Raw genomic sequence first — 12,304 nt, 5'->3', positions numbered from 1 at the left:
TCACTTTTTACATTCTAGTAATCTGTTTTTACCAAAAATTAGTTAAATTAGTACTTTGTGTTGCAAAAACATGTAAATTTGTAACATATTTTATTACAGTATGATTTCAGGTAAATTTGCCATAACGATTCACATTCTTACTTTGCTCCATAAATTCCCAAATGATTATTTGTCATCGGAGTTTATTGCGGGAAGTATTAATCTTAATCCAGTATTGGTCAGAAAAGAAATTGCCAACTTAAAAGCACATCATATCGTAGAAAGTAAAGAAGGAAAAAATGGCGGGACAAAATTGGCAGTAAACGCTGCTGAACTGACTTTAAAACAAATATTCGAAATGACCTTTGAAACGATTGGTTTAGGTTTTGCTAAAAATCAGCCAAATCCTGATTGTCCTGTTGGAAAAAACATCAATCAGCATTTGGAGAATTTATATAGCGAAATGAATCAGAAAGTGAGCGCACAGCTTGAAGGAATTTCATTGGAAGATTTTTCGAATCAATTTTAAAAACTATTTTTTTATCCAAAACTGTAACATTTTTTATTACTAAATAAATTTATATATTATGAAAATCGCACTTATCGGAGCTACAGGATTTGTTGGCTCAGCAATTTTAAACGAATTAGCAGATAGAAAACATGAAATCACTGCTATTGCAAGAACTCCAAAAGACACTCCAAACGCTACTTGGGTTGCTGCAGATATTTTTAATGTAGATGCTTTGGCAGAAATCTTAAAAGGTCACGATGCTGTGGTTAATGCTTATAACCCTGGATGGACTAATCCAAATATTTACGATGACTTTTTAGCTGGTTCTAAAGCTATTCAAGAAGCAGTTAAAAAATCGGGAGTAAAACGTTTTATCACTATTGGTGGAGCAGGAAGTTTATATGTTGCTCCAGATTTACAGGCAGTTGATACTCCAGATTTTCCAAAAGAGATTTTCCCTGGAGCCAATGCAGCGAGACATTATTTAAACATTATTAAAGAAGAAAAAGATTTAGACTGGGCATTCTTTAGTCCAGCTTTCGAAATGCATGCTGGAACTAAAACAGGAAGAACTGGAAAATATCGTTTAGGTTTAGAAAATCCTGTTTTCAATGACGAGCAAAGAAGTATTCTTTCTGTAGAAGATTTGGCAGTTGTTATTGCTGACGAAGTAGAAACTCCTAAACATCACCAAGTACGCTTTACAGCTGGTTACTAAAAAGTTTCTACGATTCTGAGGTACTAAGATTCTCAGTTTTTTTGCCACCAATTACACAAATTTCCACGAATTATTCTTTTGCTTATTTTGAATAAAAATTAATGAAAATTTGTGTAATTCGTGGCAAACTTATTTTTACTCCTTTTGAGAATAACAAATTAGTGGTAATTCGTGTAATTGGTGGCAAACTAACTTTTTGAAACTGTCTTTGTTTTCTGTACTTTTACATTTCTAAAAAGTGCGTTTTGTCAAATTTCAATAAACAATCTGGCAGTATATCCGAAAAAACTGGAATTTCACCACCCGAAATCACCAATATTTCGGCTATAAATCAAATTAAAAGCAAACGCAGGCAACAGCCGACTTCTCAAGAGTTAATTAAGGACATTTTAGAAGGAAACAGAACTTCTCTTAGCCGTGCCATTACTTTAATTGAAAGCACTAATCCAGATCATTTTGAAAAAGCTGGCGAAGTCATTCAAGGCTGTTTAGCTCATGCCAATAAATCGGTTCGAATTGGAATTACAGGTGTTCCTGGAGTTGGAAAAAGCACTTTTATTGAAGCTTTTGGAAAACATCTGACACAATTAGGAAAAAAAGTAGCGGTTCTAGCAGTCGATCCAAGCAGTTCGCTCTCACACGGAAGTATTCTCGGTGATAAAACCCGAATGGAAGAATTGGTTAAAGACGAAAATGCTTTTATTCGTCCAAGTGCTTCAGGTGAAACTCTGGGCGGTGTGGCGCGAAAAACTAGAGAAACCATTATTCTTTGTGAAGCTGCAGGTTTTGATACTATTATTATCGAAACAGTTGGTGTTGGCCAAAGTGAAACTGCCGTTCATAGTATGGTCGATTTCTTTTTGCTATTGAAAATTTCTGGCGCAGGCGACGAACTTCAAGGCATTAAACGCGGTATTATGGAAATGGCAGATGCAATTGTCATTAATAAAGCTGACGGAGATAATATAAAAAAAGCAAATCAGGCGAAATTGGAATTTAATCGTGCTTTGCATTTGTTCCCTCCAAAAAAATCGAACTGGCAACCTAAAGTTACTACTTGCAGTTCTCTAACAAAAGATGGAATTCCTGAAGTCTGGAGTACCATTTCTGATTATTTTGAAATGACGAAAGAAACAGGGTTTTTCCAAGAAAAAAGAAATGAACAAAATCATTTCTGGATGATGGAAACCATCAACGAACAATTGAAACAGAATTTCTATAATCAGCCAGAAATCATTTCCCTTTTAGAAGAAAGCAAAAAAGCAGTGCAAAACAATGAGATTTCATCTTTTGCAACTGCTTCTGAGTTGTTAAAATTGTATTTTAAAAAAAGGTTCTAAGATACTAAGTTGCTAAGTTACTAAGGTTTCTTATCTGGTCGAGCGGAGTCAAGAACTATATAGCATTTCGACTTCGCTCAATGTGACAAAACTTAGAAGCTTAGCAACTTAGTACCTTAGCATCTTTATTTCTTAGCTCTAAGCTTATATTTATTTTCCTTATAAAGGTTTCCTGCTGTAATTACATGCGCCAAAGCATCTTTCGCTAATTCTTCATTTAATTTAACTGGAATTAAAGTTGTATCATTTTTGATTTCAAACTGCAATGGTTTCAAATTTGGTTGCATGATCACAACCTGATTTTCAACTCTAAATGCATTGATATCATTAAACTGCATAATAGATCTTCCTTGCACTTTAGGATCCAATTTGCTTAAGTTTCTACCTACCATTGGTGTTTCAAACGGAATTCCTAAGTAGCTTAACAATGTCGGTGGAATATCAATCTGACTTGCCAATCTATCATAAACAGCTCCTTTTGGAACTCCTGGCCCCATAATAAATGCTGGAATGTGGAATTTGTTTATTGGCACTAAATTTTTTCCATAAGTTCTTGTGTTATGGTCAGCAATTACAATGAAAATCGTGTTTTTAAAGTACGGTTCTTTCTTTGCCATTTCAAAGAATTTCCCAATTGAGAAATCGGCATATTTCATGGCATTATTTACCGTATTAGGCTTTTTATCGTAAGGCTTAATTCTTCCAGCCGGATATTCAAATGGTTCGTGATTTGAAGTCGAGAACATTAAAGAGAAAAATGGTTTATCTCCTTTTGATTTGAAATACTGATTGGCTTTTGTAACCAAATCTTCATCAGAATAACCCCAAGTTCCTTTGAAAGCATATTTATTTCCATCAGACTCAAAATCAGTTTGGTCTACGATGTCTGTGAAACCATTTCCGTTAAAGAACGAAGCCATATTGTCAAAGTTTGCCATTCCACCATAAATGAAACTTGTATCGTAGCCTTTTTGTTTTAAAGCATCGGCAAGTGTAAAAAATCCTTGCTGTGAGTTTCCAAGCTTCACTACACTTTCTGATGGAGAAGGCAAAAATCCAGTTACAACTGCTTCAATTCCGCGAACACTTCTGGTTCCTGTGCAATACAAATTGGTGAACAATAATCCTTCTTTAGACAATTTATCAAATTCTGGAGTTAATGGTTTTCCTCCCAAAATTCCAACATATTCTGCTCCTAAACTTTCCTGTAAAAATATCACCAAGTTATATGGCTTTTTCATAACAGAATCTGGCTGCTGTACATGCAAAAACGGAATGTCTTTATCGCTAAAATCACTTGGACCTGCGATCATGTATTTCTTTACACGAGCAATAGCTTCGGCTTCATCCATTTTACCATACATTTTGGTATTTCCCTCATTTTTGATTGAATACGCGGCAAAAGCAACGGTGTAAAATGAATTTAATCCCAAAGTATTTGTAAGCTGATCTGTTGAGAAAACAGCATTACTAGCATTAATAGGACGTTTTGAAGTAAGGCTTGAACGTGCTCCGAAAAACAATAAAAAAGCAATTAATGGAAACACCATTAATTTGAATTTATATTCTGTACTTGTGGTATAAAATAATTGTTTCCCTTTTTTAAAAGCAAAATAAACTACAACTCCAAGAATTAAAAAAGTCACAATGATTGAAGTCAGATAACTTTTTAAAAGCATTCCAACCACTTCTTTTGGATAAATAAGATAATCTAAGAAAATCTTATTCGGACGTGTATCATATTGCTTTACAAAATCTGGAGAAGCTAATTCTACAAAAAGAATTAAAAACAGAAATAGAAAACTATAAATTACCAGAAATTTGTTGGTGAATTTAATCCATTTATTTGGCAGAAAAGTAATTAGAACTGCTGGCAAAAATGACAAATAACACAGTAATATTAAATCCATTCGTAATCCGATTGGAAAAATATACCAGAAATCTGGCGTCTGCACTACTCTTTCTTTAAAAAGAAAAAACAAAAAGATTCGGCTTAAAGTGGTAATCAATAATCCGATCAATATAAAACTGAAAATAGGTTTTAAAAAACGTAAATTTTTCATTAAAAATAGTATAAGAACGTAAGATTAGAAAATAGATTACTCTTCGTAACGATTAATTTCTCTGTCATAAAACTCATTGGCTTTTTCGATTAAACTCTCCATTTCGGCGTTTAATTCAGCTTCGTCAAGATCTTCCGGTTCTTCCAAAAACTCAACCTCATCATCTTTCAAATTGATAATGAATCTTGGGTAATCTAGGTGAATGATAAAAATATCGTCTGGAAAATCGGTATTATCTCCAAGTAAAAATTTAGGTAATTCCATATCTATTTATTTTTTTTAATGGTTATTTTTTTAGTTCTAGATTATACAGATTAAAAAGAATTTCTCTTGACTTTAAACTTTACAATCTTCGACTTATTTTTTATTCAAATTTAGTTATTTAGATCTGAATCGATAATCAATCTCTTTGTTAGGTAATGAAAACGAATATACAAACAAATCGCCGCTGCGGTTAAACCTGCCAAAAGTCCGATCCAAACCCCTTGAGCTTTCAATTCGGTGTATTCTCCTAAATAGTACGAAATAGGGAAACCAATAACCCAATAAGCTACAAAAGTAATATACATTGGTACTTTTACATCCTGCAATCCACGTAATGCTCCGAGAACCACAACTTGGATTCCGTCAGAAATCTGGAAAATTGCTTGCAATTAAAAGCAATTTTGAGGCAATTCCGATCACTTCTTCGTTATCTAAAACCTGTCCTGTATTTTCCATATTTAAGAAAATATAAGGCAGATAATCGTGGAAAATAATAAAGAAAATAGCAAAAATTGTTTCTAAGATTATAGCAAGCAGGAAAATAGAACGTGCTACAACAATTAGCTTTTTATAATCCATTAAACCTCTTTGATTGCTGACACGAACCATCGAAGTTACGCTTAATCCCATGGCAAACATAAAAGTCATAGAAGCGAGGCTCAGCGCAATCTGATTTGCTGCCTGACTTGTTTTTCCGATATTTCCGCAAAGCCAAATTGACGCTGTAAACAAAACTACTTCAAAAAGCATTTGCATTGCAGAAGGAAATCCGATGCTGATAATCTTTTCTATTGTTGCTTTTTTTATTTCATTAAAACTGAAACCTTTAAAAAAGCGTTTTAGATCGTCTCTTCGCGAAAGCATAATGTGCATAAACATCACCAAAAATATTCTCGAAATCACGGTACCAAGTGCTGCACCGATAATTCCCATTTTTGGAAAAATCCAGATTCCATAAATCAAAACATAATTAATTCCAACATGAAGCACATTAGCCATAACCATAGCATACATCGAATATTTGGTTAATGACATTCCGTCTGCAAATTGCTTATATCCTTGATACATTACCAACGGAATTAAAGAAAAAGCAACCCAACCCAAATATGGTTTTGCAAGAACAATAACATCTGCTGGCTGTTTCAACAACTCCATAATTGGTTTAGCAAACATAATTACGGTAAAAAGCACTAAACCGAGAATTGTACATAGAAATAAACCATGATGAAAAGCAGATCTAATTTTTGTATCGTTTTTTTCTGCATCGCCTTCTGCAACAATTGGAGTTATTGCTGTAGAAAATCCAATTCCTAGAGACATTGCAATAAAGATCATACTATTACCAAGCGAAACTGCGGCCAATTCTGTGCTTCCTATTTTGCCAACCATTATATTATCGACAATACCAATTAAAGTATGTCCGACCATACCCAAAATTACGGGATATGCTAGTCTTAAATTATACGAAAACTCTTTGGTGTACTGCTTTAAATTCACTTGTAATCAATTTTAGTCGGCAAAGATAGTCAGAAGCTTCGAATTCTATCCTATCAATAAAAATATATCCCAATTTTAAGACAAAAATAAGACGGACTCAATATTATGTAACGATTTTTAAAAATTGTATAACAAACTCCAAATGCCTTGCATATAATTTTACATTATAGAAATTTCAAAAATATAAGCCATGAAAAAATTACAGATGTTATGCCTAGTCTGCGTTCACGTTTTTATTTGCCAACACAACTTTTGCTCAAGATAGCGGAGTAGAAAATTACGATCAGGGTTTTAGATTAGGAGTCGGATTAAATGGAGGACTTCCTACTGATAACGATTATGACTGGTCTCTTGGTGGAGATGTACGTCTACAGTACGATCTTTCTAAAAAAACATCATTAACCTTAACAACGGGATTTACAAATTTATTTATGGGAAAAGATGAACTTGGAAATAACGTAAAAGATCTTGGTTTTATTCCCGCAAAAGCAGGTTTTAAAGCGTTTGTTTTAAAAGATCAATTTTATGTTTTAGGAGAACTTGGTGCTGGTTTTGCAGTAACAAATGGTTACGATAAAACAACTTTTTTATGGGCTCGGTATTGGTTATGCCAACAAGTACATTGACTTAAGTGTTCGTTACGAAGATTATCATGATTTTAGAACCAATCAGGTAGCATTGCGTGTTGCTTATGGTTTTAAACTATAAAAAATAGGTTTAATTTATTATTTTGTTTTTGGTAAAAAACCGACAGTCTGAAGAGTCTGTCGGTTTTTTTATTTTTTACCATTGGTCAAAACAAAAATGCCATTAGTCAAATGATTTTTTAGGATTGATTTAGATCGCGGTAATTCGCAGAAAAATTAATCAAATTATGAACAAAACAGTTTTTTATCTCTCGCAGCTTTTTCTTTTTTTATTGGCTACTCTCGCTGCACGATCTCAATCGGGAATTTCAGGTGAATTTAAAGTCGATTACGTTCCTTTTTCTAAATATGTACGACCAATAGATAGTACAAAAACAGATGCCGAAAGTAATTTTAAAAGAGCCCAGATTGCTTTTGAAATACCGCTTTCTTTAAAAATGGACAAATACAATCATCCTAGACTTTGGTCTCTTATTGCAAATGGAAGTTATGCCAAAATGGAAAACAGAAACTACAATATTCAAGATCTTCCAGCAGAGTTTCAAGGCGGATTTCCGAATGAATTACTAAACACTCAAATTGGTATTAAGCACATTCGATCTATTTCTTCTTCTTGGTCGTTATTTATCATGGCTTCGGTAGGTATTTACACAGACATGGTAGAGATTAACAAAGATGATGTCCTAATGCAAGGTGGAGTACTTTTTATTAAACAATTTAACCCGAATCTGGCTTTGGGTGTAGGACCAGTTTTAACTAATAGTTTTGGTGTGCCAATGGTACTTCCTGGAATTTATTTTAACTGGGAATCTAGAGGTGCTCTACATTTTAAAGTTGCTTTTCCTGAAGGCGTAGAATTAGGTTACCGCATGAATGACAATTTTGATTTAAAACTCGTCGGAGAATTAAGCGGTATGACGGCCGAAACCAAGATTGGAAATAAATCTTCGTTATTGGGTTATCAGCAAATTATTGCCGGTTTACGACCACAGCTTAAGTTTGGCGAACATTGGACTCTGGAACCAACCGCAGGAACCACTCTAGTTCGTAATTTCTCTACTACGAATAGAAAGATTAAGGATATTTTTAAAGAGAAAGATATAGCCGATCCAAGATTCACAACAACTTTTTACGGAGCATTAGCTCTAAAATGGAAATTCTAGACCTACCTACTCAATAAATTTTTATAAACTACCTCTTTCAGCAATGCTTCTCGGCGCGTTCTTGAAATGGGTAGTTCTTGTCCTTTTATAAATAATCGTCCGCCGGAAACAGAATCTATGTGGGTAATATTGACAAGAAAAGATTTATGGATTCTAAAGAAAATTTCTGCGGGAAGTGTTTCTTCTAATGAAATCATGGTCTGATGAATAACAAGAACCTTATCTTTAAAATGAAGTTTAGCATAATTCTGCATTCCTTCTATATATAAAATGTCTACCCAAGAAATTTTCTGAAATCCTTCTTCCTGACGCACATATAAAAACGGATCTAATTGATTTTGCTTTGGAGAGCTAATCATCTGATGCCATTGCTTAGCTTTTAAAGAAGCTTGATAAAAACGTTGAAACGTAATAGGTTTTAATAAATAATCTACAACCTGCAAACGATACCCATCTAAAGCATGTTCTGAGTAGGCTGTTGTGAAAATTACCAAAGGCGGTTTTTCTAACGATTCCAAAAACTCCAATCCCGTAAGATATGGCATATTGATATCCAGAAACATCAAATCGATTTGCTTTTCCTGAAGATAAGAAGTTGCTTCTAATGCCGAAGCGCAAGTGCCGGCAACTTCTAGAAAATCAATTTTAGAAATAAAGTCTACGATTCCGTTTCTTGCGATAGGTTCATCATCTATAACGAGACATTTCATGTTCATAATATTGTTTTTGTTTCAGGTTTAATGTTTTTTGTTTCCCGCAGATTTAGCAGATTTTTTTTGAAATCCTTTTAATCTGATAATCTGTGGCAAAAAATTTAACCGCAAAGTGCACAAAAATTTACGCAAAGTTCGCAAAGTTTTAATTTTTATAAAGGATGCGAAGATCACAAAGCGTTATGTCAAAATATAGCAGATTAAAAATTCGTGCTAATTCGCCGCAAAAAATCCCTTTAATCCTTTTAATCTGTGGCAAAAAATTTAACCGCAAAGTTCACAAAGTAGCAGATAAAAAATTCGCGTTAATTCATGCAATTCGTGGCAAAAAAAATCATTTCAAATCTAAAGTCACAGTAACTGTAAAGTCAGAATCTGTTTTATTGATATTGAATTGATGTTTTTCCGGATATTGAATCGTCAGCCTTTTCTTTACATTTTCAAGTCCTAATCCCTGACTTTTAGACGGAATTTTATATTGCTCTGTATACGAATTTTCAATTCTAAAATTCAATTGTTTATTAATCTGTTCACAAGACAAATGCACAAATCCTTTTTGATTTGGAAGTCGCGAAACATGTTTAAAAGCATTTTCGATCAAAGGAACTAGAAGCAATGGCACGATTTGAAGTTGTCCGTCTTCGATATTCCATTTGCTTTTCACCTCCAATTCATTTCCCCAGCGGGTTTTTTCAACAGCAATTAAATCCTTCAAATATTTAATTTCAAGATGCAAAGGCACATATTCTTTGTTGCATTCATACAATTGATAACGCAAAATATCCGAAAACTGAACCAATAAAACAGACGCCAATTGTACATTGCTCTGCATTAGAATATGAATATGATTTAGAACATTAAACATTAAATGCGGATTTATCTGATCCTGCAAAATTTTTATTTGCGCTTCAAGATGAACTTGTCGCAATTGCGCATGATTTCTTTCGATAACATTATGTTCCTGATAAAATCGAAGTCCGCAGGCAGTACCGCAAATTAAAATCGCTGAGGGAATGTTACCGTAAAATCGCGACCATAAAAAATGAAGAGAATCTACATCTGCTTCTTCAGGATATGCTTTTCTTCTTATAACCGAATCAGAAAAAACAATATAAATCAATGACAGACAAAATGCCAAAAGCAATACAACAACAACGCTTTGTACTGCAAACGAGCTCATTTTATTTTGTTTTAGCGCTTTGGGTAGTATAACATCACTTAAAATATGAGCTAAAACAGCAGAACAAATCAAAACTAAAATAGCTTGAATTGTAGCGATCGAAAAATCATAGTCTTCAATCATCTGCGCCCAAATCGTGATACCTAATAAGCTCCAAAAAAAGACTAAAAACATCCAATGCCTGTTTTTATTGATTGCGATCATCTATAAATAATTTATTGAGAAAATTTAACTTCAAAAGTAGTCCTATATTTTTCAAACAAACCACAAAGAAGCACAAACCACAATTACTATCAAAATTAATTTGACGAACTGCGTTTTTGTTTTGACCAATGGAATATAAAATAACCCCGACAGATTCTTAACAACCTATCGGGGTTCAAAAAATTATCAGATTGACTAATTATCTCCATTATTTCACCTTCTCTCCTAATTCCTTTTTATACAATTCGATATTTGCCGCTGTTTTTTCGTCTAGTTCAGGTTCTGTAATATCAGTGTGTTTTTTCATTTCTTCCCAAATAATTTTAGCTACAATATAGCGAGACATTTCTTTGTCGTCTGCGGGAACAATATACCAAGGCGCATGCGAAGTCGATGTTTTATTTATAGCTTCTTCATAATACTTCATATATTCATCCCAATACCCACGTTCTTTCAAATCACCTGGCGAAAATTTCCAATTGTGTTTTTCTTCCTCCAAACGTCGCAATAAACGCTGACGCTGTTCTTCCTTACTTAAATGAAGATAGAACTTCATCACGATTGTACCATTTTGAGCAATATGCTTTTCAAAATTATTGATTTGTTCAATTCTATTTTTCCAAAAATCGGGTGTGATATCGTCTACAGAATTTATTCCTGGCAAGTTTTCTCCCAAAATATATTCAGGATGCACGCGCGTAACCAAAACATTCTCGTAATGCGTTCTATTAAAAATGGCAAACTTTCCTTTTTCTGGAAGTGCAATATAATGCCTCCATAAATAATCATGCTCTAACTCTGCCGAAGTTGGCGTTTTAAAACTGTGCACCACTACGCCACGTGCATTAAATTCTTTAAAAACTTCACGAATCAAGCTATCCTTTCCCGAAGTATCCATTCCCTGAAGACAAATAAGAACCGCATATTTATTGTGAGCATACATTACATCTTGTAAATCGCTTAATTTGGCTTGAACCTTATCTAATTTCTCTTCTTTTTCGTCGTCATCGGCTTTTATAGATAATAAAGTCGGAATTTCCTTGAGCTTAATTTTCTCAACAACTTTAAAATCTTTCGGATCTATTGATTTCATATCTTTTTGATTTTTTGTCTTATAAATATAGTAATTTTACGAATTCCGATAACTATTGGAACTACTATTCATTGCAATAAAAACAACATTTCATGGAAAAATTCACATTAGAAATATTATTTCACATTATCGGAATCGGTTCTGCATCAGGATTATTTTTAAATAATAACTCTCTTTACGTAATTGGCGACAACAGCGGATTTCTTTATGAATATAACATCGAAAACAAACAATTAAATCAGCATCCTTTAATTGACAATCCAACACAAAATATTCCTAAGAATCTAAAACCTGATTTTGAATCTTTAACACATCACAACGACACCTTGTATGTTTTTGGTTCTGGCTCAACCGAAAATCGAAATAAAATGATTGCGTTTGATATCAAATCAAAAACGATTTTACAAAAGAATAATTTAGTCGATTTATACGCTGTAATGCAGAATTTCGGAGAAATAAAACCCGAAGATTTCAATTTGGAAGGTGCAATTTTTGACGGAGAAAATTGGTATTTATTCAATCGCGGAAACGGCGTTTCTAACAAAAACACGATTTTTACCATTCACGCCAAAAATCTAGGAGAAGAATTTGCCTTGATTTCTGTCAATTATAAACTCCCAAAAATAAAAGGTGTTCGTTCTAGCTTTACCGATGCTATTTTGGTCGATGATAAAATCTACTTCCTTTCAACTGCAGAAGATACCAAATCTACTTATGACGATGGCACAATTTTAGGAAGTTTCATTGGAAGAATCGATGTTAAAACGATGAAAATAGATTTCACTCAAAAAATTACAGCAACCAATAAATTTGAAGGCCTGACTTTCTACAAAAAAGAAAACAATAAAATAGAGTTTTTACTTTGTGAAGATAATGACACCGAGCTTTTAGAAACAAAGATTTATAAGTTGACTTTGCAGATTAAGTAATTT

At 33.4% G+C, this 12,304-nt stretch carries 10 protein-coding genes and 2 pseudogenes; 6 read left to right on the top strand and 6 right to left on the bottom strand.

The window, feature by feature from the left end; translation table 11 throughout:
- Positions 1–100 precede the first annotated feature (100 nt).
- From P5P87_RS22310 to meaB, 3 genes are all read left to right on the top strand, one after another.
- Positions 101–508, top strand: a complete 408-nt coding sequence (locus tag P5P87_RS22310) for an RrF2 family transcriptional regulator (protein ID WP_113679775.1) — start codon at positions 101–103, stop codon at positions 506–508.
- Between the two features lie 58 nt (positions 509–566).
- Positions 567–1,208: an NAD(P)-dependent oxidoreductase gene (locus P5P87_RS22305; RefSeq protein WP_177212378.1), complete on the top strand. Its 642-nt coding sequence runs from the start codon at positions 567–569 to the stop codon at positions 1,206–1,208.
- A 245-nt stretch (positions 1,209–1,453) separates the two neighbouring features.
- Positions 1,454–2,548, top strand: coding sequence for a methylmalonyl Co-A mutase-associated GTPase MeaB (gene meaB, locus P5P87_RS22300; protein ID WP_278020647.1), 1,095 nt, complete (start codon positions 1,454–1,456; stop codon positions 2,546–2,548).
- 125 nt (positions 2,549–2,673) lie between these two features.
- On the opposite strand, the gene P5P87_RS22295 is transcribed toward meaB, so the two are convergent.
- The 3 genes and pseudogenes from P5P87_RS22295 to P5P87_RS22285 form a co-directional block, all read right to left on the bottom strand.
- Entirely contained in the window at positions 2,674–4,611 is a 1,938-nt protein-coding gene (locus tag P5P87_RS22295) for an LTA synthase family protein (RefSeq protein ID WP_278020646.1), read from the bottom strand.
- A 36-nt stretch (positions 4,612–4,647) separates the two neighbouring features.
- Entirely contained in the window at positions 4,648–4,875 is a 228-nt protein-coding gene (locus P5P87_RS22290) for a hypothetical protein (RefSeq protein WP_008468034.1), read from the bottom strand.
- A 110-nt stretch (positions 4,876–4,985) separates the two neighbouring features.
- Positions 4,986–6,372 (bottom strand): annotated as a pseudogene (locus P5P87_RS22285) (MATE family efflux transporter).
- 190 nt (positions 6,373–6,562) lie between these two features.
- On the opposite strand from P5P87_RS22285, the pseudogene P5P87_RS22280 reads away from it, so the two are divergent.
- Both P5P87_RS22280 and P5P87_RS22275 read left to right on the top strand, forming a co-directional pair.
- Positions 6,563–7,080, top strand: a pseudogene (locus P5P87_RS22280) (hypothetical protein).
- 166 nt (positions 7,081–7,246) lie between these two features.
- The gene (locus P5P87_RS22275; protein ID WP_278020645.1) at positions 7,247–8,182 is read left to right on the top strand and encodes a DUF6268 family outer membrane beta-barrel protein; all 936 of its coding nucleotides are present in this window, start codon (positions 7,247–7,249) and stop codon (positions 8,180–8,182) included.
- Between the two features lie 2 nt (positions 8,183–8,184).
- Here P5P87_RS22275 and P5P87_RS22270 read toward each other — a convergent pair whose 3' ends face one another.
- The 3 genes from P5P87_RS22270 to P5P87_RS22260 all read right to left on the bottom strand — a co-directional run bounded on the left by P5P87_RS22270 (position 8,185) and on the right by P5P87_RS22260 (position 11,372).
- Positions 8,185–8,898 carry a LytR/AlgR family response regulator transcription factor gene (locus P5P87_RS22270; RefSeq protein ID WP_278020644.1) on the bottom strand — a complete coding sequence of 238 codons (714 nt, stop codon included), beginning with the start codon at positions 8,896–8,898 and terminating at the stop codon, positions 8,185–8,187.
- Between the two features lie 331 nt (positions 8,899–9,229).
- On the bottom strand, positions 9,230–10,279 hold the full coding sequence (locus P5P87_RS22265; protein WP_278020643.1) for a sensor histidine kinase: 1,050 nt from the start codon (positions 10,277–10,279) through the stop codon (positions 9,230–9,232).
- A 208-nt stretch (positions 10,280–10,487) separates the two neighbouring features.
- Complete coding sequence (locus tag P5P87_RS22260) at positions 10,488–11,372, bottom strand: PPK2 family polyphosphate kinase (protein ID WP_278020642.1); 885 nt, start codon at positions 11,370–11,372, stop codon at positions 10,488–10,490.
- A gap of 92 nt (positions 11,373–11,464) precedes the next feature.
- Here P5P87_RS22260 and P5P87_RS22255 point away from each other — a divergent pair, with 92 nt between their 5' ends.
- Positions 11,465–12,301 (top strand): DUF6929 family protein, encoded by an 837-nt coding sequence (locus P5P87_RS22255; RefSeq protein ID WP_198858310.1) that lies wholly within the window; start codon positions 11,465–11,467, stop codon positions 12,299–12,301.
- The last annotated feature ends 3 nt before the right edge of the window (positions 12,302–12,304 follow it).

It is taken from the genome of Flavobacterium ginsengisoli (assembly GCF_029625315.1).
GTDB lineage: Bacteria > Bacteroidota > Bacteroidia > Flavobacteriales > Flavobacteriaceae > Flavobacterium > Flavobacterium ginsengisoli.
The sequence above is the reverse complement of the archived record's forward strand: the minus strand, read 5'-3'. Positions and strand labels throughout refer to the sequence as shown.

Excerpts from the sequence above, each read along its gene's own strand:
- P5P87_RS22260 (WP_278020642.1), bottom strand. The coding sequence starts at position 11,372 with ATGAAATCAATAGATCCGAAAGATTTTAAAGTTGTTGAGAAAATTAAG.
- P5P87_RS22275 (WP_278020645.1), top strand. The coding sequence starts at position 7,247 with ATGAACAAAACAGTTTTTTATCTCTCGCAGCTTTTTCTTTTTTTATTG.
- P5P87_RS22305 (WP_177212378.1), top strand. The coding sequence starts at position 567 with ATGAAAATCGCACTTATCGGAGCTACAGGATTTGTTGGCTCAGCAATT.
- P5P87_RS22295 (WP_278020646.1), bottom strand. The coding sequence starts at position 4,611 with ATGAAAAATTTACGTTTTTTAAAACCTATTTTCAGTTTTATATTGATC.
- P5P87_RS22265 (WP_278020643.1), bottom strand. The coding sequence starts at position 10,279 with ATGATCGCAATCAATAAAAACAGGCATTGGATGTTTTTAGTCTTTTTT.
- P5P87_RS22270 (WP_278020644.1), bottom strand. The coding sequence starts at position 8,898 with ATGAACATGAAATGTCTCGTTATAGATGATGAACCTATCGCAAGAAAC.
- P5P87_RS22255 (WP_198858310.1), top strand. The coding sequence starts at position 11,465 with ATGGAAAAATTCACATTAGAAATATTATTTCACATTATCGGAATCGGT.
- P5P87_RS22310 (WP_113679775.1), top strand. The coding sequence starts at position 101 with ATGATTTCAGGTAAATTTGCCATAACGATTCACATTCTTACTTTGCTC.
- P5P87_RS22290 (WP_008468034.1), bottom strand. The coding sequence starts at position 4,875 with ATGGAATTACCTAAATTTTTACTTGGAGATAATACCGATTTTCCAGAC.